The 24,522-nt window shown below is 51.1% G+C and carries 23 protein-coding genes; 15 read left to right on the top strand and 8 right to left on the bottom strand.

Going from position 1 to position 24,522, the window contains the following annotated elements:
- Positions 1–145 precede the first annotated feature (145 nt).
- The 4 genes from rpoH to ftsY form a co-directional block, all read right to left on the bottom strand.
- Positions 146–1,003, bottom strand: coding sequence for an RNA polymerase sigma factor RpoH (gene rpoH, locus AACU55_RS04890; protein WP_013577470.1), 858 nt, complete (start codon positions 1,001–1,003; stop codon positions 146–148).
- A 317-nt stretch (positions 1,004–1,320) separates the two neighbouring features.
- Positions 1,321–2,301, bottom strand: a complete 981-nt coding sequence (gene ftsX / locus AACU55_RS04895; RefSeq protein ID WP_013577471.1) for a permease-like cell division protein FtsX — start codon at positions 2,299–2,301, stop codon at positions 1,321–1,323.
- Entirely contained in the window at positions 2,301–2,963 is a 663-nt protein-coding gene (gene ftsE, locus AACU55_RS04900; protein ID WP_013577472.1) for a cell division ATP-binding protein FtsE, read from the bottom strand. Before ftsE ends, ftsX begins: the two co-directional genes overlap by 1 nt.
- Positions 2,964–2,968: 5 nt before the next feature.
- Positions 2,969–4,450, bottom strand: a complete 1,482-nt coding sequence (gene ftsY, locus AACU55_RS04905) for a signal recognition particle-docking protein FtsY (protein ID WP_134706766.1) — start codon at positions 4,448–4,450, stop codon at positions 2,969–2,971.
- Between the two features lie 226 nt (positions 4,451–4,676).
- On the opposite strand from ftsY, the gene rsmD reads away from it, so the two are divergent.
- The 4 genes from rsmD (at position 4,677) to AACU55_RS04925 (ending at position 8,871) form a co-directional block, all read left to right on the top strand.
- Complete coding sequence (gene rsmD, locus AACU55_RS04910; RefSeq protein WP_013577474.1) at positions 4,677–5,288, top strand: 16S rRNA (guanine(966)-N(2))-methyltransferase; 612 nt, start codon at positions 4,677–4,679, stop codon at positions 5,286–5,288.
- A gap of 1 nt (position 5,289) precedes the next feature.
- Positions 5,290–5,568: a DUF1145 family protein gene (locus AACU55_RS04915; RefSeq protein ID WP_013577475.1), complete on the top strand. Its 279-nt coding sequence runs from the start codon at positions 5,290–5,292 to the stop codon at positions 5,566–5,568.
- Positions 5,569–5,777: 209 nt separating this feature from the next.
- The gene (locus AACU55_RS04920) at positions 5,778–6,404 is read left to right on the top strand and encodes a lysoplasmalogenase (RefSeq protein ID WP_037035408.1); all 627 of its coding nucleotides are present in this window, start codon (positions 5,778–5,780) and stop codon (positions 6,402–6,404) included.
- 112 nt (positions 6,405–6,516) lie between these two features.
- Positions 6,517–8,871, top strand: coding sequence for a zinc/cadmium/mercury/lead-transporting ATPase (locus AACU55_RS04925; protein ID WP_134706767.1), 2,355 nt, complete (start codon positions 6,517–6,519; stop codon positions 8,869–8,871).
- Positions 8,872–8,889: 18 nt separating this feature from the next.
- Here AACU55_RS04925 and tusA read toward each other — a convergent pair whose 3' ends face one another.
- Positions 8,890–9,150, bottom strand: coding sequence for a sulfurtransferase TusA (gene tusA / locus AACU55_RS04930; protein WP_013577478.1), 261 nt, complete (start codon positions 9,148–9,150; stop codon positions 8,890–8,892).
- Between the two features lie 238 nt (positions 9,151–9,388).
- Here tusA and AACU55_RS04935 point away from each other — a divergent pair, with 238 nt between their 5' ends.
- From AACU55_RS04935 to glpT, 5 genes are all read left to right on the top strand, one after another.
- Positions 9,389–10,060 carry a 7-cyano-7-deazaguanine/7-aminomethyl-7-deazaguanine transporter gene (locus AACU55_RS04935; RefSeq protein ID WP_134706768.1) on the top strand — a complete coding sequence of 224 codons (672 nt, stop codon included), beginning with the start codon at positions 9,389–9,391 and terminating at the stop codon, positions 10,058–10,060.
- A gap of 125 nt (positions 10,061–10,185) precedes the next feature.
- Positions 10,186–10,752 carry a DcrB family lipoprotein gene (locus AACU55_RS04940; RefSeq protein ID WP_013577480.1) on the top strand — a complete coding sequence of 189 codons (567 nt, stop codon included), beginning with the start codon at positions 10,186–10,188 and terminating at the stop codon, positions 10,750–10,752.
- Between the two features lie 224 nt (positions 10,753–10,976).
- On the top strand, positions 10,977–11,669 hold the full coding sequence (locus AACU55_RS04945; protein WP_134706769.1) for a hypothetical protein: 693 nt from the start codon (positions 10,977–10,979) through the stop codon (positions 11,667–11,669).
- A gap of 226 nt (positions 11,670–11,895) precedes the next feature.
- Positions 11,896–12,375 carry an Hcp family type VI secretion system effector gene (locus AACU55_RS04950; RefSeq protein WP_013577483.1) on the top strand — a complete coding sequence of 160 codons (480 nt, stop codon included), beginning with the start codon at positions 11,896–11,898 and terminating at the stop codon, positions 12,373–12,375.
- 274 nt (positions 12,376–12,649) lie between these two features.
- Positions 12,650–14,002 carry a glycerol-3-phosphate transporter gene (gene glpT, locus AACU55_RS04955; protein WP_013577484.1) on the top strand — a complete coding sequence of 451 codons (1,353 nt, stop codon included), beginning with the start codon at positions 12,650–12,652 and terminating at the stop codon, positions 14,000–14,002.
- Between the two features lie 49 nt (positions 14,003–14,051).
- Here glpT and AACU55_RS04960 read toward each other — a convergent pair whose 3' ends face one another.
- The 3 genes from AACU55_RS04960 to AACU55_RS04970 are packed head-to-tail and all read right to left on the bottom strand — an operon-like array spanning position 14,052 to position 17,659.
- Entirely contained in the window at positions 14,052–15,128 is a 1,077-nt protein-coding gene (locus tag AACU55_RS04960; RefSeq protein ID WP_037035413.1) for an ABC transporter ATP-binding protein, read from the bottom strand.
- 32 nt (positions 15,129–15,160) lie between these two features.
- Positions 15,161–16,525: a phosphomannomutase CpsG gene (locus AACU55_RS04965; RefSeq protein ID WP_134706771.1), complete on the bottom strand. Its 1,365-nt coding sequence runs from the start codon at positions 16,523–16,525 to the stop codon at positions 15,161–15,163.
- Positions 16,526–16,579: 54 nt separating this feature from the next.
- Positions 16,580–17,659 carry a LacI family DNA-binding transcriptional regulator gene (locus AACU55_RS04970; protein WP_240785679.1) on the bottom strand — a complete coding sequence of 360 codons (1,080 nt, stop codon included), beginning with the start codon at positions 17,657–17,659 and terminating at the stop codon, positions 16,580–16,582.
- 222 nt (positions 17,660–17,881) lie between these two features.
- Here AACU55_RS04970 and AACU55_RS04975 point away from each other — a divergent pair, with 222 nt between their 5' ends.
- The 6 genes from AACU55_RS04975 to AACU55_RS05000 are packed head-to-tail and all read left to right on the top strand — an operon-like array spanning position 17,882 to position 24,417.
- On the top strand, positions 17,882–19,144 hold the full coding sequence (locus AACU55_RS04975) for an ABC transporter substrate-binding protein (protein ID WP_112197608.1): 1,263 nt from the start codon (positions 17,882–17,884) through the stop codon (positions 19,142–19,144).
- Between the two features lie 3 nt (positions 19,145–19,147).
- On the top strand, positions 19,148–20,017 hold the full coding sequence (locus AACU55_RS04980) for a carbohydrate ABC transporter permease (protein WP_037035432.1): 870 nt from the start codon (positions 19,148–19,150) through the stop codon (positions 20,015–20,017).
- A gap of 53 nt (positions 20,018–20,070) precedes the next feature.
- Positions 20,071–20,895, top strand: coding sequence for a carbohydrate ABC transporter permease (locus AACU55_RS04985; RefSeq protein WP_037035433.1), 825 nt, complete (start codon positions 20,071–20,073; stop codon positions 20,893–20,895).
- 12 nt (positions 20,896–20,907) lie between these two features.
- A complete protein-coding gene (locus tag AACU55_RS04990; RefSeq protein WP_134706772.1) occupies positions 20,908–22,458 on the top strand; it encodes an alpha-amylase family glycosyl hydrolase in 1,551 nt (516 codons plus the stop codon).
- On the top strand, positions 22,445–23,506 hold the full coding sequence (locus AACU55_RS04995; protein WP_134706792.1) for a glycoside hydrolase family 130 protein: 1,062 nt from the start codon (positions 22,445–22,447) through the stop codon (positions 23,504–23,506). Before AACU55_RS04990 ends, AACU55_RS04995 begins: the two co-directional genes overlap by 14 nt.
- Positions 23,503–24,417 (top strand): DUF1861 family protein, encoded by a 915-nt coding sequence (locus AACU55_RS05000; RefSeq protein ID WP_134706773.1) that lies wholly within the window; start codon positions 23,503–23,505, stop codon positions 24,415–24,417. Before AACU55_RS04995 ends, AACU55_RS05000 begins: the two co-directional genes overlap by 4 nt.
- Positions 24,418–24,522: the final 105 nt, after the last annotated feature.

Raw genomic sequence — 24,522 nt, forward strand, 5'->3', positions numbered from 1 at the left:
GCTAAAACTGCCCTCGAGACGTGAGCGTGAATATGTCAGGGAAGTGAGAGAAAAAAGGTCGAAATATCCCTTAAAAAACAATGCCGGTCACCTTAAGTGACCGGCATTAACCTGCGGGTGGCTTTTTCGTTTTGCGTTGCGAGGATCAGGCTTCGATCGCCATACGCAGTTTTTTCATCGCGTTCTTTTCCAGCTGACGAACACGTTCTGCAGACACACCGTATTTATCGGCAAGCTCCTGCAGGGTCGATTTGTTTTCGTCGTCTAACCAGCGGGCACGAATGATATCCTGACTGCGTTCGTCCAGACCTTCCATTGCAGAGGAAAGTTTGTCGGTTGCGTCCTGATCCCAGTTATCTTCTTCGATAGTTTCTGCAAAGTCAGAACTCTTGTCTTGCAGATACAGCATCGGTGCCATCGCTGCGCCGTCGCGTGGTTCATCATCCGGCGTCGGATCAAACGTCATGTCCTGTGCGGCCATGCGTGATTCCATTTCCAGCACATCTTTGCTCGTTACACCCAGTTCGCGGGCGACGTGCTCGACTTCGTCGTGGCTGAACCAGCCCAGACGCTGTTTGTTCTTACGCAGGTTGAAGAACAGCTTACGCTGCGCTTTGGTGGTAGCGACTTTCACGATGCGCCAGTTACGCAGCACATATTCGTGAATTTCCGCTTTGATCCAATGCACAGCAAAGGATACCAGACGGACACCGACTTCCGGATTAAAACGGCGAACCGCTTTCATCAGGCCGATATTCCCTTCCTGGATAAGGTCTGCCTGAGGCAAACCGTAGCCTGAATAGTTGCGGGCAATGTGAGCAACAAAGCGCAGGTGAGACAGGATCAGCTCTTTCGCTGCTTCCAGATCACCGTTGTAATGCAGCCGTTCAGCCAGCGCCCGTTCTTCCTCTGCGGTGAGCATAGGATAGGCATTGGCCGCCCGAACATAGGCTTCCAGGCTACCTTGGGGTACTAATGCTAAAGTGCGCATTTCTTTGGTCATTAAAGCCTCTCATGTATGACGTAATGCAGGTTTTATACCACGTTGCTGCGGGATGATACCGCGACATTGCTGGCCATAAAGGCGACAACAAAGCAACGCCGAGCCCTTCATATTCGCTGCTCTACGACCACGAATTTTACATAAAGTTCACGGAAAGATTCAACAGTCTGAAGACTGTAAGTGACAGACTGACTATTGGATAGTGAATTTGTGCCATTACGGGGAAAGCAGGAAAATGATGTGGCGGGCTGACCTGAAACAGCTTCCCCCTGAGACACAATTACTGAGCCGCAGGGGGACATTATAGCAAATTATCACTACTGTGGTGTAAATCGCCGTAAATGTTGAACCGTCGCCAGCCAGGCGGCAATCCAGCCAATCATCGCGGAAACGATCAGCAGCAACAGGCTTTCGTCCCAGCCCAGACCGTGCAGGTCAAAGGTGGTGCCGAAGACCTGCGCAACCTGCGTCACCACGCTCTCAAGCCGCAACACCAGCACTTCCGAGAGGATGAGTGATAACAATGCACCGGTGAAACCGAGCATCGCGCCACCGTTGAGGAACGGCCGCAAAATAAAGCCATCGGTCGCGCCAATCAGCTTCATCACGTTAATGGTATCGCGGCGGCTGAAGATGCTCAGTCGCACACTGTTACCAATAACGAGGAAGACGGCGATCACCATCAGAATGCCGATCATCGCCGCAATCTGCCCGACCAGACCGGTCAGCGCCGCAAGACGGGCAAACCAACTGTCGTCCATCCGCACTTCATCAACGCCATGTACAGCCGCCACGCGGTCACGCAACGTGCTGAGTGTCGCAGAGTCCTGGAAATTCATTTTAGGCGTGATGATCGCCACCGCTGGCAACGGGTTTTGCTCCAGCATATCCATTGCGCCGCCAAAGCCTGACCAGTTGCGGAATTCACCCATCGCCTCTTCACGGGACAGATAATTAACTTTATCCACGCCCGCTTCGGTTTTCAGGGTTTTGACCACGTTTTCTGCGGCGTCATCATCCAGCGCTTTATCGAGATAAACGGTCAGTTGTGGCGTCGGATACCACTGCTCTGCCGCCGTACTGACGTTTTTCCACACCAGATAACACACGCTCGGCAGCGTCAGGGAAATGGCGATCACCATCACCGTCAGCAGTGTTGCCAGCGGCTGACGCAGCATGTCAGCCAGCGCGTTCATCCAGGCATAGCGCCACTGTTCGCGCCAGCCGCCCTGCAACGCTTTACTTTTCGCGGCACGGGCGCTTTTTGCAGTTTTAGCCGGATTCGGACTGTTCGCCATTAGTACACCCCTCCCGACATACGCCCCTGACTCAGCGTCAGCGTGCGGTAATTACGACGGGCAATCAGACCCACATCATGCGTCGCCATCAGAACGGTAACGCCGACGCGGTTAAATTCTTCGAACAGACGCAAAATGCCTTCCGACAATTCGCCATCGAGGTTACCGGTCGGTTCATCCGCCAGCAGCACCGCGGGCTTGTTCACCACCGCACGGGCAATGCCCACACGCTGTTGTTCACCGCCGGAAAGCTGGATTGGCAAGTTCTTCGCTTTATCCAGTAATCCGACTTTATCCAGCGCAGCCGACACGCGGCGGCGGATATCTTCACTGCTTGCACCTGAAATGATCAGCGGCATCGCCACGTTGTCATACACGGTACGATCCATCAGCAGATGGTGATCCTGAAAGATCATGCCGATCTGACGACGCAGGAACGGCACTTCACTGGATTTCAGGCGGCTGATATCATGACCGCCAAACAAAATGTGTCCGGCACTCGGACGCTCTATGCCGCAAATCAGCTTCAGCAGGGTACTTTTACCCGCGCCAGAGTGTCCGGTCAGAAATGCCATTTCTGCTTGCTGGATATGAAAATTGACGCCCTGAAGCGCCTGTCGTCCGCCCAGATAAGCTTTACTGACCTGTTCAAAGCGAATCATCCGTATTAATCCTCTCGGGCAAAAAGTGCCTCAATAAAATCGTCTGCCTTAAAAGGCCTTAAATCTTCGATACCTTCACCGACGCCAATGTAACGGATCGGAATGCTGAACTGATCAGCGATGGCAAAGATCACGCCGCCTTTCGCGGTGCCATCCAGTTTAGTCAGCGTTATCCCGGTCAGCCCGACGGCTTCGTTGAATAATTTGGCCTGACTCACTGCGTTCTGGCCGGTACTGGCGTCGAGCGTCAGCATCACTTCATGCGGTGCGTCTTCGTCGAGCTTTTTCATCACGCGGACGATTTTCTTCAGCTCTTCCATCAGGTGCGCTTTGTTTTGCAAACGCCCGGCGGTATCAGCAATCAGCACGTCGATATTGCGGGCTTTCGCCGCCTGAATGGCATCGAAGATAACCGACGCGGAATCGGCACCGGTGTGCTGCGCAATCACCGGGATCTTGTTACGCTGACCCCAGACTTGCAACTGTTCAACGGCTGCGGCACGGAAGGTGTCGCCTGCTGCCAGCATCACGGATTTACCCTGTGCTTCAAACTGGCGCGCCATTTTACCGATGGTGGTGGTTTTACCGACACCGTTCACGCCAACCATCAGAATGACATACGGGGTTTTCCCGCTGACATCCAGTGGCTCGTCAACTTTCGCCAGTATTTCGGACATTTCTTCCTTCAGCTTGCCGTACAGCGCATCTGCGTCTTTCAGTTGCTTACGCGAGGCATGTTCAGTCAGTGAAGTGATGATTTTTCGGGTGGTCTCGACGCCAACGTCGGCGATCAGCAGCTGTTCTTCCAGCTCCTCAAACAGATCGTCGTCGATTTTCTTACCACGGAACAGACCAACGAAACCGGAGCCGAGATTCTGCTTGGTTTTGACCAGGCTGCGTTTCAGACGGGCGAAGAACCCTTCTTTGGTCGGGCGTTCCTGCTCGGTTTCACCGGCGGGCAACACCACAATCGGATCCAGCGCCACAGGTAAGGGTTCGTCCACAGCGACAGAATCATCAATCGAATCAATGGCGTCCTGACGCAGATCTTCGGCAATTTCTTCTGCCGATTCAACAAATTCGTCTTCAGCGATATCTTCAACAACGGCAGGCTGCGCGGCAACCTGCTCAGTGATGTGAACAATTTCTTCTGCCAGTTCAGCGGCGGCCTGCTCGCGAACCGGTTCAGGTTTGTCTTCCGGCTCAGGCTCTGTCAGCGGTTCGGGTACAATTTCCGGTTCCGGCTCAACAAATGGCTCGGGTTCAATTTCAGGCTCAGGTTGAACGTGTGCGGCCGGTTCAGTTTCAGGTTCTGCTTCAACTTCAGGTTCTGCAACAGCCTCGCGAGCTACCGGGACTGCCGGTTCTTCCGTCAGTTGTTCTTCGACAACCGGCTGTTCTTCGCGTGTTTCTTCCTTCTGCTGCTCTTCTTCCTGACGGCCACGACCGAACCAGGAGAAGAAACCGCGTTTTTTATCTTTTGCCATTTTACAACTTCACTCCTCGCCGTTAATGACTGGCGAACGGATTATTAATAGGGTTATGGTCAGGCAGTCTATCACTTTCCCCTGCGGGCAACACGCCCGCGTATTGAATTCCGCTGGTTTTTCAATCGACAATGTTAAACATTTGCCCATTGCCCGCACACCGGTAGAATAGCCCTCCAAACGATAGGCAACGAAGCCCGACGGCTTTGGATGACACAAGCGAACTATGGCAAAGAAACCCAACACGCCCGCCGCAGGCCAGATCCGAATTATTGGCGGACAATGGCGCGGACGCAAACTTCCGGTCCCTCACAGCCCGGGGCTGCGTCCGACCACCGATCGCGTGCGCGAAACGCTGTTTAACTGGCTTGCGCCAGTTTTACAGGGCGCACATTGTCTGGACTGTTTTGCAGGCAGCGGCGCACTCGGTCTGGAAGCCTTGTCCCGCTATGCGGCCAGCGCGACATTGCTGGAGTTTGAGCGCCCGGTTGCGCAACAGTTAGAGAAAAACCTGGCGCTGCTAAACGCCAGTGATGCGAAAGTATTTAACGTCAATGCCCTGAACTGGCTGGCAAAAGCCGGAAGCGCCTTTGATGTGGTTTTCCTCGATCCGCCTTTCCGCAAAGGCATTCTGCAAGACACCCTGAACCTGCTGGAGCAAAACCAGTGGCTGGCCGATGAAGCCTGGATTTATGTCGAAACAGAAGCCGAACATGACACGCTGGATGTGCCTGCCCGCTGGCGCTTACACCGTGAGAAAGTCGCCGGACAAGTTGCTTATCGTCTTTATCATCGCGATGTGACGCCTGAAACCGGCTCACCAGAACAGGAGCAGTAAGATGTTGATCAATATTGGTCGGTTGTTGATGTTATGTATTTGGGCGTTTCTGGCGTTTAACCTGATCCACCCGTTCCCGAAGCCGATCAAATACTTTTTAGACGTGGCAATTGTCTTCATGTTCTTTATGCATGGCCTGCAGGTGATGCTGCTTAAAGCCACGCAGGGCAAGGAAAAGGACACCATCGGGCCGTGGCTGCAAACCCGCATCTTCCTGTTCGGCGTCTTCGAACTGATGGCGTGGCAGAAAAAACAGCCTCCGTTGCCAGCCAAAAAGTAATCCCCGCTTTTACGGCGCGCCCTGCGCCGTAAATTCCCCCTATCCTAAACCAACATTCATCAGACCCGCCGTTACGGGGATTTCTGATTGTCGCCGCCATGCTCTCTCTCCTACACTGAAAGCAAGTTCAGGAAAACAGGATGTGTTTTCCCGCAAGCAGACCCTGACATCGGTTTTATGTTCTGTTCTGAAATATAAAAGGATAAACAATGAGTTGGCCATTCCTCGCTGTATTTTTCTCTGGCTGGTTGTTCGTTGACGCCAGCTATCGTGGCCCGCGCTGGCAGCGCTGGGTCTTTAAACCCGTCACCTTATTATTACTGCTGTTGCTGGCCTGGCAGGCGCCGACACTCAACGTTTACAGCTATCTGATCTTACTGGGTCTGGCGGCGACACTGGTGGCAGACAGCCTGTTACTGCTGCCTGAAGAACGCTTCATGTACGCCATCGGTGCCTTCTTCCTGTCGCATCTGCTGTATACGCTGAGTTTCGCCAGCCAGATGACCATCACCTTCTTCTGGCCGCTGCCGCTGACGTTACTGATCATCGGCGCGATACTTCTTGCGGTGATCTGGGCACGGCTGGCGGAGCTGCGATGGCCAGTGACCACTTACATCGCCATGACCCTGCTGATGGTCTGGCTGGCTGGCGAACAGTATTTTGCCCGCAGTACCGACATGGCATTTTCGCTGTTCTGCGGCGCAGCGCTGTTACTGCTGGGGAATATTTTCTGGCTGCTCAGCCGATACCGCTTCACCTTCCGCGCCGCCGACGCGCTGGTTGCCGCCTGTTATTTCGGCGGGCACTTCCTGATCGTCCGGTCGTTATACCTGTAATATCCCACAGCGGAACCGTTCTGGTTCCGCTGATAAAATACTTGTTGACCTTAGAGCCGACTCCAACGTTTACACTGGGGGTAATTCCACTCGGTTTCGAACCGGAGGCTTTATGATCCCACTGCAAAAAAACAACACCTGTCGCTGCGGATGTCAGGGCAAACATGCGCCTGCACTGCGTATCAACAAAATTGGCGCTATTGCGCAGCCCGGCACACATCCGGCTGGCTGCTGTAGCGAAAAAACCCCGCTGGCGGTTTCCGCCTGCTCCACCACTGACAGCTGCTGTGCGCCAAAAACAGGTGAGCACTCACATACATCGGACGATGGCAACGCCGAAGGTTCGCCGGGCGAAGACGAACCCGCCTCACCGCTTTCCGGCAGTCAGCAATACAGCTGGAAAGTACAAGGTATGGACTGCCCTGCCTGTGCCCGAAAAATTGAAAAAGCCGTTTCAGGTATTGATGGTATCAGCCACGCTAAAGTGCTGTTCGCTACTGAAAAGCTGGTGATTGATGCAGGTTTTGATATCACCCAACCCGTGCAAAATGCCGTTACCGCCGCAGGTTTTACCCTGCAATCGCTCGACAAACCGCAGGAAAAACCCACCGCCGAACCTTCCCGTTTGCAGGAAGCGCTGCCGCTCATCGCTCTTTCGGTTCTGATGCTGCTGAGCTGGGTGCTCGATCATTTCAACCCGCAACTGGGTAAAATCGCGTTTATCGCCACGACACTGGTCGGGCTCTGGCCGGTACTGCGTCAGGCGATTCGCCAGACCCGCGCCGGTTCGCCATTCGCCATCGAAACACTGATGAGTATCGCCGCGATCGGCGCACTCTTTATCGGTGCGACAGCCGAAGCCGCCATGGTTCTGTTGCTGTTTATGGTGGGCGAACGCCTTGAGGCTTTTGCCTCCAGCCGGGCACGCAGCGGCGTAAAAGCGCTGATGGCGCTGATCCCGGATACCGCTGTCCGCATTGTGAATGGCAAATCTGAAACCGTGCCGGTCAGCAGCTTGCGCCCCGGCGATATCATTGAAATCGCGGCAGGTGCACGCCTGCCTGCCGACGCTGTTTTACAAAGCGCCGCCAGTTTCGACGAAAGCGCGCTGACCGGCGAATCAGTTCCGGTGGATCATCTGCCCGGTGAAAAAGTCCCCGCAGGCAGCCTGTGCGTTGACCGGCTGGCACGCCTCGAAGTGGCTTCCGCGCCGGGCAACAGCGCCATTGACCGCATCCTGCAACTGATTGAAGAAGCCGATGAACGCCGTGCGCCGATCGAGCGTTTCCTCGATACTTTCAGCCGCTATTACACGCCGGTCATTATGCTGATGTCGTTGCTGGTGATTATCGTGCCGCCACTGGCGATGGGGCTATCGTGGGAAACCTGGATTTACCGCGGGCTGACGCTGCTGCTGATTGGCTGTCCGTGTGCGCTGGTGATTTCGACGCCAGCAGCGATTACGTCCGGGCTGGCAGCGGCCACGCGTCAGGGTGCATTGATCAAAGGCGGTGCAGCGCTTGAACAGCTGGCGCTGATTCAAACCGTTGCCCTGGATAAAACCGGTACGCTGACCGAAGGCAAACCTGAAGTTACCGACGTTTTACTGCTGAACGGCGCCAGCGAAGGCGAAGTATTAAGTCTGGCATCAGCGGTAGAAGAAGGTTCGCATCACCCGCTGGCGCAGGCGATTTTGGCCCGTGCAAAAACCAGTAATCCGCTACCGCTCACGGCGCAGGATCGCCGCGCGCTGGCCGGTTCCGGCGTGGAAGGCCTCGTTTCAGGCCGCAAAATTCAGGTGCTGGCACCGAAAAGTGTGGCTGAAAACAGCCTGACGGCAGAAACCCTCGCGCAAATTACTGACTGGGAATCCACCGGAAAAACCGTGGTGGTGGTGTTGCAGGAAGAAAACGCGATCGGGCTGATTGCCATGCAGGATCGTCTGCGGGATGACGCGGCCGAGGCATTGCAGAAACTGAAAGCGCTCGGCGTATCGGCGGTCATGCTGACCGGTGACAATCCGCGGGCGGCGAAAACTATCGCTGACCGGCTCGGCATTGATTTCCGTGCGGGCTTACTGCCTGCGGATAAAGTCTCAGCGGTCACCGCGCTGAATGCACTGAAACCGGTAGCCATGGTCGGTGACGGCATTAACGATGCGCCCGCCATGAAAGCCGCGACTATCGGTATTGCGATGGGAAGCGGAACGGACGTCGCGCTGGAAACGGCGGATGCGGCACTGACGCATAACCGCCTGAGCGGGCTGGCGCAGATGATCAGCCTTTCGCGTGCCACACGGGCGAATATCCGTCAGAACATCACGATTGCGCTGGGGCTGAAAGCGATTTTCCTGGTCACCACGCTGATGGGATTGACCGGATTGTGGCTGGCGGTGCTGGCGGATTCCGGCGCAACGGCGCTGGTGACCGCCAATGCGTTAAGGCTGTTGCGCAATAAATCGAAATAAACAACACGGGCTGAGCCATCAGCCCTGTTTTTCTGCCAACCCTTTGCACAGCAAATAGCGGTACGGCACGCTTTCGGTATCCGAGGCCAGCAGCGTATGTTCCATAAAACGGCAGAAACCGGGGATATCGCGGGTCGTTGCCGGATCATCAGCGATGATCAATAACGTTTCGCCGTCTTGCATGGTGCGTACCGCTTTACGAACCATCATCACTGGCTCCGGGCAACGCAGACCCAACGCATCAAGCTGATGGTCAGGATTGATAAAGGGGTCGGTCATTTCGTGTCTCAACATCTACATACGTGAATGGGCGGTTGTTTGGCAAAGGCGGATAGTTTAACCCGCTGGTTTTCTGGCGCAACAAACACGGCTCATTGCGCTAAAATTAACCGGTAGATCTGTTGCGCAAACGGTGCGCAAACAGGTACTATGCGCGCCGCACGCCATTACGGGTGCGAAAGTAAAAATTTTCTTGGGTTCCCTCACCCCAATTTATTCATAAAAAAAGGTCACATATATGTACTCTTTTACTGCTCAGCAGCGGTTTTCCGCGCTGATATGGCTTTCGCTATTCCACATCGCCATCATCACCTCCAGTAACTATCTGGTTCAGTTACCCGTTTCCATTTTTGGTTTCCATACCACCTGGGGCGCGTTCACTTTCCCGTTTATTTTTCTGGCTACCGATCTGACCGTCCGTATATTTGGCGCGCCGCTGGCACGACGGATTATTCTGTCCGTGATGGTGCCTGCACTGGCCATTTCCTATGTCATCTCGGCGTTATTCTTTGAAGCGCAATGGCAGGGTGCAGAAGCGCTCAGCAGCCTGAATATCATGGTCGCCCGTATCGCCACCGCCAGTTTTATGGCGTATGTGCTGGGGCAAATTCTTGACGTTCATGTGTTTAACCGCCTGCGCCAGAACCGCCGCTGGTGGATAGCACCGGTCGCCTCAATGTTCCTCGGCAATATCAGCGATACCCTGTCCTTCTTCTTTATCGCTTTCTACAAAAGCAGCGATGCCTTTATGGCACAGCACTGGGTAGAAATAGCGATGGTGGATTACACCTTCAAGGTGCTGATCTGCCTGGTGTTCTTCCTGCCGATGTACGGCATGCTGCTGAATATGCTGCTTAAGCGTTTATCAGCACAAGGAAACAACCCGCATTCCGCCATCAGTGCGCACTAAACCGGGTCGCCGGGAAGACACAAATGGCGCCATAATCTGACTTGCATTTGTGGCCTGAATAGGTTGCCATAAAGGCTGTTAAGTCAACATGTAAGCCTGGTGAACAGGCCACTTAAGGAAGCCCGATGCGTAATATCGCGAAAATGATGGGAATGGCAGTACTGATCGCCGGTCTGGCTGCGTGTGACGGTAAGTCGACCGATGCACCTGCCGCAGATAAAGGCGCACCAGCGGCCGCAGCCACGGCAGCCACCACGCCGGTCAGCCTGCTGGACGGCAAAGTCACCTTCTCCCTGCCGCAGGGAATGAGCGACCAGAGCGGTAAACTGGGCACACAGGCAAATAATATGCACGTGTATGCAGACAGCACCGGACAGAAAGCGGTGATTGTCATTTTGGGTGATAACACCCCGGAATCACTGGACGTTCTGGCGGGTCGTTTACAGGACCAGCAAAAAGCGCGCGATACCAATCTGCAAGTCGTCACCAATAAATCTATTCAGGTCAACGGCCAGACATTGCAGCAGTACGACAGCGTGATCACTTCTGCTGGTCAGAAAGCCTATTCGTCTATCGTTTTAGGCAAGGTCGACAGCCATCTGCTGACCCTGCAAATTACTCTGCCTGCTGATAATCAGCAGCAGGCGCAGACCGATGCGGAAGCCATTATCAGCACACTGAAAATTCAATAATTTCAGACCGTGTGAAAATATCAGGCGGAGCTTAGTCTCCGCTTTTTTTTGTATTATGCCATGACTCGACCTTACCAATCCGCCTCATTTATAAGGTGAAAATATATCGTTATATTATTTACAATGAAGTACAGTGGTATATAACAGAGAGTAACCGATAGTATTATTATATATTTTAACCAGCACATATCATAAAATGGAATAATTAACTTAAGGAATAAGTTATGTACCATAGTGATTTTATTATTAATAAGTTGGCGAATGATGAAATACTTGCAAAAAAGTTGGATGCAGCGGTTACCGGAGTTAAGGAGCAGATTCTCGATCAATCTCACAGAATTCAGGATGGCGCAACAAGGCTAGTGTATTACACTTCATGTTTTACGGAGAATTATAAAGATGTTTGCGCAAAGCTGAAACGAGAAGATGTTCGATTCCTTGAGTCTTTACAGCAGTTAATTAAAGACAGAAGGATCATATCTGACATGATACAGATTTATGTCGAATCACTTATTAAAAATAGAAACCAAAGCCAACTACACTATATCCAGCGCACCTTAATGAAAGCAAGCGTAAATATATCAACGAGTTCTCTGACGACACAATCATTTGCATTAGGCATAACAACGTCCATTTGCCTTGGATTCAATATTCATACCAGCTTCAGCCAGAAAATTGGGAAGGTGTCCGCACTTGCCGCTGCCGGAATAGGCTTTTACGGATACGTACAGGAAGCTGCAGAGAGTGCGGAACGTTTGCAGGTTCTGAGTCCTGCATATTACTACGCGTTATATATGCGAAAATTAGAAATGATGTATTTTTTAGTTGAGCCTCTTTTTATGAAAGCTCACTCCTTTAGCACGAATCTTACATCAGATGATGAAGTCGCCAAAACAATAATTGATATGGTAAGGTGAACATCATGATTAATTTTTTAAAGCGATGGTTTAAACATCAACAGTCTTATTTTTTCTGGACTTACATTCCATTAATTATAACTGTGATCTTCGGTGTATTTATGGTGAGTTTTTTTCCTGATATCGCGATACAGTCAATTGGGGCGTTTTTCCTGCTGATGCTAGTTTTCGTTTTTTTATTCTCACGGTAAATTTCATGAACTCGGATTATATAAGGATATAAAATATGTCAAACCCAGCTCACATTTGGTTAACTGATGAAAATGGCTCGCCTATTGTTGGGGGATGTCTGATACCCGCCAGGCTCGGTTCCATTGAGTTAAAATCATTATCACACAATGTTAACATTCCTGTTGATCAGCACATGGGGAAATTAACAGGAACAAGAATTCATTCACCGATTATTATGCAAAAAGAGTTTGACCAAACCACACCGCTTCTTTTCCGGGCATTATGTGAAGGCCGCACACTGCAATCCGCAATAATAAAAATGTATCACATATTGGATGCGGGAATTGAAAGTGAATATTTCAATATTATTTTAGAAAACGTCAAAATCACATCTATTTCCCCCTATTTGCTTCCAAATGGAATGACAAGTACACATATAGAAAATATCGAATTACGTTATCAAGCCATAACTTGGAAAAATGTAGAAGGGAATATTATATACAAGGATACGTGGAATGAGCGCATGACAGCTTAGTGCCGAAAAGAATGTCTGACGATTTAGAATGAGTCTTTTGATATGTCACGAACCTGCCAGGCGGAACTTAGTCTCCGCTTTTTTTGTTTCTTATTGTCACCCTCGCTCACAAAATCGCCTCCCTCTGTAATAAAAATGTAACATTTCCGTCATAAATCACAGTTCGTTTGTGCGCGAATGGCTAAAATGATGTTCGTTTTGGAACACATTGGCTCCGCCATTTCGTCCGTGGCTCATGATGAGTCCGCCCTGATTTATGCCATCGGAGGCATTTATGCTCAGTATCTTTAAACCCGCGCCCCACAAAGCTCCTGTTGATGAGGCTCACGTCGATCCGCTGTACCGCCGTCTCCGCTGGCAAATCTTCATGGGGATTTTCTTCGGTTATGCGGCCTACTATCTGGTGCGCAAAAACTTCGCGCTGGCCATGCCTTATCTGATTGATCAGGGCTTCTCCCGTGGAGACTTAGGGTTCGCACTGTCCGGGATTTCCATTGCTTATGGCATCTCAAAATTCATCATGGGTTCGGTGTCTGACCGTTCGAATCCGCGCGTATTTCTGCCCGCCGGTTTGATTCTGGCGGCGGCCGTGATGTTGTTTATGGGCTTCGTGCCGTGGGCAACCTCAAGTATTGCCATCATGTTTGTGTTGCTGTTCCTGTGCGGCTGGTTCCAGGGCATGGGCTGGCCGCCGTGCGGACGTACTATGGTGCACTGGTGGTCGCAGAAAGAACGCGGCGGCGTGGTGTCGGTGTGGAACTGTGCGCATAACGTCGGCGGCGGTATTCCTCCGCTGCTGTTCCTGCTCGGTATGGCGTGGTTTAACGACTGGCATGCAGCGCTGTATATGCCTGCCTTCGGCGCAATTCTGCTGGCAGTGTTTGCCTTCATGACCATGCGCGATACACCGCAATCCTGCGGTTTGCCGCCCATTGAAGAATACAAAAACGATTATCCGCCGGACTATGTGAAAGAGTCCGCCGAGCAGGAACTGACGGCGAAACAGATTTTCATGCAGTACATTTTGCCGAACAAATTGCTGTGGTATATCGCGCTGGCTAACGTCTTTGTCTATCTGCTGCGTTACGGCATTCTCGACTGGTCACCAACGTATCTGAAAGAAGTGAAGCATTTCGCGCTGGATAAATCCTCGTGGGCGTATTTCCTTTATGAATACGCTGGCATTCCCGGCACGCTGCTGTGTGGCTGGATGTCGGACAAAGTTTTCAAAGGCAATCGTGGTGCTACCGGCGTGTTCTTCATGGTGCTGGTGACTATCGCTACCGTCGTTTACTGGCTGAATCCGGTCGGCAATCCGGGTATTGATATGGCCTGTATGATCACCATCGGTTTCCTGATTTACGGGCCGGTGATGCTGATTGGGTTACATGCGCTGGAACTGGCACCGAAGAAAGCAGCCGGTACCGCCGCAGGCTTTACCGGACTGTTTGGTTATCTGGGCGGCTCGGTCGCGGCCAGCGCCATTGTCGGTTATACCGTGGATTATTTTGGCTGGGACGGTGGCTTTATCGTGATGATCGCCGGTTGTGTGCTGGCTGTTCTGTTGCTGTTACTGACCATGCTGAGTGAAAACAAACACAAAGCGCAGCTGGCTAAAAACATCTGACTTTGATTTATCTTCGTTGGGAAGGCACCGGAAGGTGCCTTTTTTGTTTTTACGCGGCGTCGGGGAGGATACGCCTGCCTGCTTCATCAAACAGTAAAACACTGGCAGCATTAAACCCGAACCTGAGCGGTGTGTTTTTAGCAAAGGAGAGCTGTTTCGACGATTTCATTTTCAGGATGTGCTCACCAACGCGCGCATATACCAGCGTGGAATCACCCTGCAATTCAGTGAAATCAACCAAAACTTCAAATGCATGATCCGTCACTTCATTCAGGCGCAACAGCTCAGGGCGGATGGCCAGCGACACCATTTGTCCATCCTGCGCCGCCGGGAATTTATCCTCCAGCGGGTACATCGGCTGGCCGTCAATACTCAGCTGGCGGCCGACGACTTGTGCCGGGATCACATTGATTTTCGGCGTACCGATAAAACCGGCGACGAACAGGCTGGCCGGGCAATTATACAGCTCAACCGGCGTGCCAATTTGCTCAATGTGACCTTTGTTAAGCACCACTATCCGGTCCGCCAGTGTCATGGCCTCGACCTGATCGTGGGTCACGTAAATCATGGTGTTTTTCAGACGGGCATGTAGCTGACTGATTTCCTGACGCATCTGCACACGCAGCGCGGCATCAAGGTTCGACAGCGGTTCATCAAACAAAAAAACTTTCGGCTGCTGAACAATGGAACGCCCGATAGCGACGCGCTGACGCTGTCCGCCGGAAAGATTTTGCGGTAACCGGTCGAGCATGTCGTCCAGCCGCAGGATCAGGGCCGCTTCGCTTATGCGTCGGGCAATTTCTTCCGGCGGCGTGCGGATATTTTTCAGACCAAATGCCAGATTCTGTCTGACGGTCATGTGCGGATAAAGCGCGTAGGACTGAAATACCATCGACAGACCGCGCTTCCCGGCGGGTAAATCCGTCACATCAGTTTCTTCAATGTGAATAGTCCCGTCGCTCAGCGCATCCAGCCCGGCAATCATGCGCAGTAACGTTGATTTCCCGCACCCTGACGGACCGACCAGTACCAGAAACTCACCTGAATGGATCTCCAGAGACAAATCGGGGATCACGACAGTTTTGTCATAGTATTTTTTGATATTTTTGAGTGTTAAGCCTGACATAACGTTGTCCTTTGAAACAAAAAGATGAGCGGTTACGCCCCGGCAAGGGCGAGCAGTTTTCCGGTGATTTCAGTTAACAGCGCGGTGGATTGTCGGGTTTCGACGTTGAGGCGCAGGAGCGGCTCAGTATTGGAAGCGCGCAAATTAAACCGCCAGTTATCGAATTCCATACTCAGCCCGTCAGTCTGGCGGATACTTAGCGCCAGATGTTGGTAATGGTCGCGGACACGGCTGATGGCCTCAGCGGGCTGACTGACGGAGATATTGATTTCGCCGGATACCGGGAAAAGGGCTTTACGGGCAGCAATCAGTCCGGACATTTTCCGGCTGCACTGGCTGAGATGTTGTAGTACCAGCAAGGCCGGGATCATCCCGCTGTCGCAGTAACCAAAATCGCGGAAATAGTGATGGGCGCTCATTTCACCGCCGTAAATAGCGTTTTCACTGCGCATTCTTTCTTTGATGAAGGCATGGCCGGTTTTGGTTTCGATGGCGATACCGTGTCTGGCGCTGACAATGTCGCGGGTATTCCAGACCAGACGCGGATCATGAAGGATTTTTTCGCCGGGCGAGCGTTGCAAAAACAGTTCAGCCAGCAATCCCACAATGTAATACGCCTCAACGTATTCACCCTGTTCATCAAAGATGAAGCAACGGTCAAAATCACCGTCCCAGGCAATGCCCAAATCCGCCTGATGTTCACGCACCGCATCGCATGTCGCCAGTCGGTTTTCCGGCAACATCGGGTTGGGAATACCGTGGGGGAAAGTGCCGTCCGGCTCATGGTGAATTTTTATTAGCGTAAGGGGAATACCGCGTGCCAGAAAGGCGTGTTCCAGCGCATCCAGCGTCGGGCCAGCCGCACCGTTTCCTGCGTTAACCACCACCCGCAGAGGCCGTCCGAACGGTAACGTTAAATAGCTAAGCAGATGATCCAGATAAGCGCGGCGGTTTGAAAGCTGCTGATACCCACCGGGCTGCGCCACCGCCGAAAACAGATGTTTTTCGGCCAGTGCCTGAATATCGTGTAAACCATTTTCGCTGCTGACAGGTCTTGCATCCCGTCCTACCAGCTTCATACCGTTATAATTATCCGGATTATGGCTGGCGGTGATCTGAATTCCGCCATCAGCCTGCCGGGAACGGGTGGCAAAATACACCTCTTCGCTGCCGGTCATACCAATATCAATCACGCCGCAGCCCTGATCCATCAGTCCGCGCGCAACGGCCTGCTTGAGAGCCGGTGATGTCAGGCGAATATCGCTGCCCAGCACCACCCGTTTTGGGCGATAAAAATGCGCAAATGCACAACCGATACGGTAAGCAATATCCTCGTTTAATTCACTGCCCAAAACACCGCGTATATCGTAAGCTTTAAAACACGTTAATAAGGCCATATTTCATCCTGAAAATAGACATAAGTACTTGCGTCTTTATGGCCCCACCGGGAATCAGGTAGAACCACGTATAATTAACGTAAACTCAAGGTCTAAGTGAATATTATTTTTCCCCTCCAGCAGCAAGGCCGCGGCTATCTCACCTTTTCTGACCGGATCCTGGGCAATGGTAGTGAGCCCGATTTCATTCTCTGGCCGGGGAATATTATCAAATCCGGTAATCGCGATATTTTGCGGAACACGTAACCCGGCCTGCCGGCAATAATTAATCGCACCTTGCGCAAAGCGGTCAGACAGGCAAATAAACGCGGTTATTCCCGGATTTATTTTAAGTAATTCCTGCGCTGCTATTTCGCCAAACATCTCGTGATGGCTTGTTTCACAAAGAAAGCAATTATCGAGTTCGATATTCCATTCGCGGAAAGTCTCCACACAAGATTTCACCCGGGTGATCATAACGTCATTATCGCCTGAAATATCCTGACTCAATGGCACGACACCCTTACGCCCCTGCAGTGAAGGAAATGAAATAATGCCGAATTCACGGTGTCCTTTTTCCAGCAGGTGCAGGCAAATTTCCCTCATCGCCCGGTAGTTATCAATGGAGACACTGCTGTGCGGGGGAATTTTAAAATCCGTGGTCACCACAGGCAGATTTTTTGACAATGCCTTAGCGATAATCTGGTCATTATTGTGTGTCGCATTAAGGATATAGCCATCTACCGCAGTGTTAATCACACTGGCCCGCGCGCCCTGTCCGTTATGCAACGGGATCAGGATGATGCTGACACCTTTCCGGTCACATTCACCGGCGATGCCCTGCATGAGCTGCACGTCATGGCTGTCAGTAAAAACATAACTCAGCGTGTCATTGAAGATAATGCCAATTGCGTCCGACCTGCCGGTACGTAATGCGCGCCCGATATTATCAGGGCCGTAGAAATTAACGGAATGCGCATAATCAATTATTCGTTTTCTTAAGGATTCAGATAACTTTCCCGGATTATTAAATGCATTCGACACCGTCGTATGCGTCACCCCTAATTCACGGGCAATTGACTTTAAGGTTATCTTACTCAGTTTACACACTCCTGAATGCTTTGAATAAATGAAATCCCCTGTCTGAAAAACCATTAATTCGCCAATATATACTCACAGAAAATAGGCTATTGCAATGAATATATAAAATAAAGTTTAACGTTAAACAAAATCATTTCTGTGACCGTAATAACGTTTACTGATTGTATGTCCATGCTAGCGTTTAAAATAGAAGTCCACTCATAAAAATATAATATAAATAACCATTAAATATAATGATGAATTATTAATAACAACCTAATGGAAATAGGATACAGCATGAAAATAATGAAACTGGCTGCACTTGCAGGTATCACGTTATTTCTTTCGGGCTGCGGGCCTGAGGAGAAAGATCAAACCAGCATTAAAATGTGGATAGCGCCTAATGTTACTCAGGAAGTGTATTGGGGCGAGGTGGTAAAAGAATGGAACAGTAATCCGGCCAACAGAAAAGTGGAATTCACGCCAATACCGGCTGCGGGGAGTTCTGAAGAAGCCATTATGAACGCGCTGGCATCAGGCACTGAGCCCGATATATCCACCAATATTTTTATCGGCTTCGCGAAACAGTTATCTGAACTTAAACAACTCAATGACTACGCCAAAATGCCCGGTTTTCAGGAACTGGTTGAAACCCGACATATGGGGAAAGCCATGGCATCATGGCAGTTCGAAGGGCAGCAAAATGTTATCCCGATTTATATCAGCCCGGTCGTGTACTGGTGGCGCAGCGATCTGCTGGCTGAGCAAGGTTTTGATCATGTGCCGACCACCTATGATGAGATTTACACGCTGTCAGAACGGATAACGCAAAACCAGAAAGGTTACAGTCTGCAAATCACCAGCGGCAAAAACTGGTGGGATCGCTGGTTTGACTTTATTCCGCTGTATTACGCCGCCTCTCAGGGCAGCCCGTATATTCAGGATCACAAATCCAGCTTTGATAACGAAGCCGGACAACAGACCCTCACCTTCCTCAACAAAATGTTTGCGAACAAATGGACCAGCTACGACTTCACCGCCGCAGACGATCCGCTGGCAGCGGGAACCGTGCTGGGCGCGGTACGTGGTCCATGGGATATCGACCGCTATCAGAAACAATTTCCCGAAGTGTTAAAAACCATCCGTATCGGCCCGATGCCGACACAAACCGGCGAACCCGGCGTTGCCACCATGGCTGACAGCAAAGGGATCGTGATGTTCAGTACGTCAAAAGTGCAGGCCGACGCCTGGAAGTTTATTCAATGGGTATACAGCGATCCTAAACATGACCGACGCTGGCTGGAACTCACCGGCATGCCGCCTGCCCGGGAAGATCTGCAAAGTAATCCGATTTTTGAAGAGTATCTGCAACAGCACGCATTGGTTAATGCGATCGCCTCCTACGTGTCGAAAGCGGTTCCGCCAGCACCAGTCACTAAAACCGTTGAAGTCCAGCGGACGATGACGCAAATGATTGAAAATTTGGTGTTTAAAAATAGCCCGATACCCGAGGTGATTCAGGCGTCCTCACAAGAGATCGACAAAACGCTGGAGCAGTAAGTGATGATAAAAATGAAAGAGTCATCACTCGGAGGCCTTCTGGCCTCCACTTACCTCGGATATTCGCTGGTATTCTGGCTTTATCCTTTTCTCTGGCTGGCGGTGCTGAGCTTTACTGACTGGAAATTTATTGGCGCACCGTCTTTTAACGGCGTGAAGAATATTATCGCCGTCATGCAGAATCCTTTATTCTGGACGGCGATGTATAACGTATTTAAATTTCTGGCTTACTATCTGCCCATTGTCCTGGTGTCTTCATTATTATTCGCGTTCGGATTAAGAAAAATAAAATATGGCAAAGCGTTTGTTGCCCTGAGCTTCCTGCTCGCCAATGTTTCATCCGGCGTGGCGTATTCCATTGTATTTTCCAAACTGTTCAGTGAAACAGGACCGATAAATACGTTCCTGATGGACATGTTTGGCGTTAACGTCCCGTGGTTCACCCATCCGGATTTCGCCATGTTATCGATTGCCCTTATTATCACCTGGAAATTTGTCGGCTATTACGGCCTGATTTTTTATTCCGGGCTGATTACTATTCCCAAAGATATTTACGATGCCGCCGATCTCGATAAAACCACGGGCCTCGGAAAAATATGGCATATCACATTGCCCCTGATGAATGCCCAGATAGTCATGGTGCTGGTTCTCGCGATCACAGTAGCGTTCAGTATTTTCACCGAACCCTATCTCATCACCGGAGGCGGTCCGCTGAAAAGCACCACCACGCCAATGGTGGTGATGTATGAAGCCGCCTTCCGGCAGATGCAGCCAAGCTGGGCCGCTACCATGTCAATTATTGTCGCGCTGTTCAGTTTCACATTGATCTGGATATTGCGCCGGTGTCTGGAAAAGAAAATCGAGATCGTATGATGAAGACACAATCTGTGGAGACGGGAGCCGCCGCTCCTGTACAAAAATTTTTACTGAAACAAACAATCAGCTCCGTGGCGATCCACCTGCTGATGTTTGCGCTGGCCATCACCTGGTTATATCCGTATTTGTGGATGTTAATCGGTTCGTTTAAAAATACAGCCGATATTTATACGACATCTCTTTTTTCCGGCCCGCTGTCATTCGATAATTATATTTTCCTGTTTGATGGTACCGGTAAAGCGGAAAAACCCTTTCTGCGCACATTGTTTAACTCCATATTCATTACATCAACCATAACGGTATGCGTCACGCTGAGTTCCTGTTTAATTGGTTATGCGCTGGCAAAAATGGAATTTAAAGGCCGGGATATTTTCAAAAACCTGCTCATCCTGCAAATGGTTTTTCCGGCTTTCATGTTTATTATTCCGCATTTCGTGCTGATGCGTGAACTCGGCATGATTAATTCCTATGGCGCCCTTATTTTACCGTTTGTGATGAATGGCTGGGGGATTTTTATGATCTCGCAGAGTTTCAAAGGCACGCCAAATGACTATATTCATGCCGCAAGGTTAGATCATGCCGGTCTTATCAAAATATTGCTCCATGTCATGCTGCCCCTCAACAAATCGATTCTGGCTATCGTCGCGATTTTTACTTTTACCAGCGCCTGGGACAATTTCCTCTGGCCGCTGATTGTGATGCAGGATGCCAACAAAATGCCGCTTTCAGTGCTGCTGGCAACGTTCAGTAAATCCTATGGCATTTATGTCGGCCCGGTACTGGCGGGTTCGGTAGTGCAAACCTTACCAATCGTCGTTTTGTTTATCCTCTTCAGGAAGCATTTCCTGGAAGGGATGTCGCTTTCACTTAAATAACAGGCCTGAATGATGGACAACCTGAAAACATGGCAGGACCGGGTATTTTATCAGGTGTATTTACCCTCGTTCTGCGACGGTAATGCTGACGGATTAGGCGATTTCCTGGGGCTGGTTTCTAAACTGGATTATCTGGCTGAGCTGGGCATTGGCGGCATCTGGATCACCCCCTTTTATCCCTCTCCGCTGGTGGATAATGGCTACGACATTAGTGATCACTGCGCCGTTGACCCGCGCTTTGGCACAGTAGACCTTTTCGATGAACTGATTGCGGCCTGTCATCAGCGCGATATCTTGCTGGTCATCGACGTGGTGATTAACCACGTTTCGGACCAGCATCCGTGGTTTCAGGCGGCGCTCCGTCAGCCGGACAGTCCGTTCCGTGACTTCTTTTTCTTTCGTGAACAAACCAACAACTGGACCTCTTTCTTTGGCGGTTCAGCCTGGACGCAGGAACCCGGCGGGACGGCCAGTTACTACCATAAATTCTCGCCTCAACAGGTATGCCTGAACTGGTCCAATCCCGCCGTTGAGCATGAGATCAAAAAAATCTTCGATTTCTGGATAGCGCGCGGCGTCGACGGCTTCCGGTTTGACGTGATTAATTTTCTGACCACTGACGGTATCGGGGAAGATCATCCACCCGTTGAGGCAGGCGCAGAGCCCCCTCATGATAAAGATATCAATCAGCCCGGTGTGCTCAGCGTGGTGAATCGCCTGTGTCGCCATATCCGTGCGCAAGGTGAATTCCTGCTGATTGGCGAAGTGGGCAGTGATGAATTGCCGGTAATGGCACCTTATCAGGGCACAGAGTTGCTGGACGTGGTGTTCAATTTCAACCTTGGCAGCCAGAAACGCTTCGATATTGCAGCGATCTTCGCCGAAATACAGGCAATGGAAAACACACTCTCCGGTTTACCGACACTGTTTTTCTCCAGCCATGATATGTCACGCATGATCAGCCGTTTCGGTGAATCACCCCGCGATATTCCCCGCGCTGTAGCCATTTTTGCCCTGCAAATGACCACCCGGGGCTTGCCTTTTATCTTCCAGGGAGAAGAAATCGGCATGACCGATTTTGTCCCGCAGAATTTGCAACAGATGCGGGATATTCAGGGAATCACGCACTATCACACCGCTATTTCACAGGGCATGAATGAGGAGCAAGCGCTTACTTACGCATTACCTTTCTGCCGCGATGCCTCCCGTTTACCTGTCCCGTGGACGCCAGCCGATGCCCGTGAAAGCCAGATTAACGTCGAAAATGAGAGTAAGTGCTCACAATCAGTTTTGACCCGTTATAAGCAGCTGATCCACATAAGAAATACACACCCTTCTCTTCAGGGGGGCCACTATCAGTACCTCACGCTGTTTAAGCAATGTCTGATTTTCCGCCGCCAGCTGGGCGCGGAATGTCTGGAAGTGATGATCAATTTCGGTCCGCCTGTCGTCAACGTGGGCTATGCCGACGGCAATTCAGTCTTGTTTGGCACGGATGAACCGCTGCTGGAAAAAAACCAAATTCTTATCAAAAAGGTAAACCATGAAAATGCTCAGAAGTGAAAAAAATCCGCTGTTAACACCTGCTGACATTGCACCTTCCCAGCCCGGCTGGAAGGTCGATTGTGTTTTTAACGCAGGCGTATGTTCGTATCAGGGTGAAACCCTGCTGTTGCTTCGTGTCGCGGAAAGCGTGATCTCAACGGATGCTAATTGTCTGGAAGTACCGCTTCTGGTGAACCAGCAAAACGTCTGGCGGGCGGGCACGAAACGTTTTCGACGTGACGACCCGGCCTATGATTTCAGCGACCCGAGAATGATTGCGCTGAAAGCTGACCCTTCAGTGATCTGGCTGACCTCCATGTCGCATCTGCGGTTAGCGCGTAGTCATAATGGCGAAGATTTTAGTGTTGATGCACAGCCCTTTTTGACCGCTGATACGCAATACGAACAATTTGGCTGTGAAGATCCGCGAATTACGCTGATCGATGGCGTTTACTACATCAACTATTCGGCCATTTCGCCGTATGGCATTTCCACCGCGCTGGCGACGACCACCGATTTTGTCACGGTGGAAAAACAAGGCGTGATTTTCTGCCCCGATAACCGCGATGTCTGCTTCTTCCCGGAAAAAATTAACGGCAAATATCAGGCGCTGACCCGTCCTTCACCCAAACATTTTGGTAAGCCGGAGATCTGGATGTGTGAATCACCGGACATGCTGCACTGGGGCAATCATCGCCATTTACTCGGCAGTGCTTCCGGCGACTGGGATGCGCTGAAGCTGGGTGGCGGCGCACCGCTGATGAAAACGACGCGCGGCTGGTTGCAGATTTATCACGGCGTGGATAAAGACCAGCGTTATTGCCTCGGCGCGATGCTGCTTGATCTGAATAATCCGTTCAACATCCTCGCCAGGTCTCCAGTGCCGCTGTTACAGCCTGAAGCGATATATGAGAAAGAAGGATTCTTTGGCAACGTGGTGTTCACCTGCGGCGCACTGCTGGAACAGGATTTGCTGAAAATTTACTACGGCGCAGCCGATGAATGTATCGGGCTGGCGACAATGCCGCTTGATGCCTTATGGGCGCATCTCGGATTGCCGCTGTGAGCAGGGTTGAAACATTACTCCGGCAATTTCGTACTCTGAAATTGCCGGTACCCGCCGGAGAAAAAATCCAGTTCTCCGGCGCAGGAGACGACGATGTTTATAACCTGACCGCTCCGTTTCAGTGCGGTGATACTTCGGTCATTGCGGCCCGTGTCGAGCCCAGAAACTCCGAGTTATCACAGGTAAAATTTTTTGCATTTGATGGTGTCCGCCAGTGCGAATTACTGCCCGACGCGCCGGTCTTCGCTCTACAGGATCCGTTTTTTACCCGGATCTGCGGGGAGTTTATTTTTGGCGGGGTGAGTGTTGAACCGGCGGATGACACCAGCGGGAGACTGCGCTGGAAAACCGTGCTGTACCGGGGGACCGATTTGTATTCCCTGCGCCCATTTTTTATCGGGCCTGAGGGCATGAAAGACATCCGTCCGGTGGGTTTACCGGACGGAAAAGTATTACTGTTTACCCGTCCGCAGGGTGAAACCGGCGGACGGGGTACCATCGGCTATATTCTGCTGGATTCACTGGAGGACCTGACCCTGGGCAAGATAGCTCAGGCGACATTGTTGCAGGGACAGGTCGCCGCCGAAGAATGGTGCGGCGTGAACGCAGCTTATGTTCTGGATGGCCACCAGATCGGTGTGCTGGGACATGTCGCCCGTTTCGATGCGCAGGGGCACCGGAACTATTACGCCTGCTCGTTCATTTTCAACTACCAGACGTATCACCGGACAGCGCTGAAAATCATCGCTGAACGCAACCAGTTCAAACCAGGAGCCGCCAAACGTGCTGATCTTGAAGACGTTATTTTCCCCGGTGGCCTTTGCATTACTGAGTCATCCGTGCCCCGGTTATATTGCGGAACCAGTGACTGTGAAGCGCAATGGATTGGAATTAATAATCCTTTCCTATAACGGAATAAGATAATTTACGGGTGAATCTCACTAAATCACTTATCAGCACGGCTCCGAAATAAATTCCCCCCCTCAATACCATTAAAAAATTTGATTTATTTGTCG

Origin of the sequence: Rahnella sp. CJA17(1/100), from assembly GCF_963881615.1 — a bacterium.
In the GTDB taxonomy this organism is placed as follows: domain Bacteria; phylum Pseudomonadota; class Gammaproteobacteria; order Enterobacterales; family Enterobacteriaceae; genus Rahnella; species Rahnella aceris.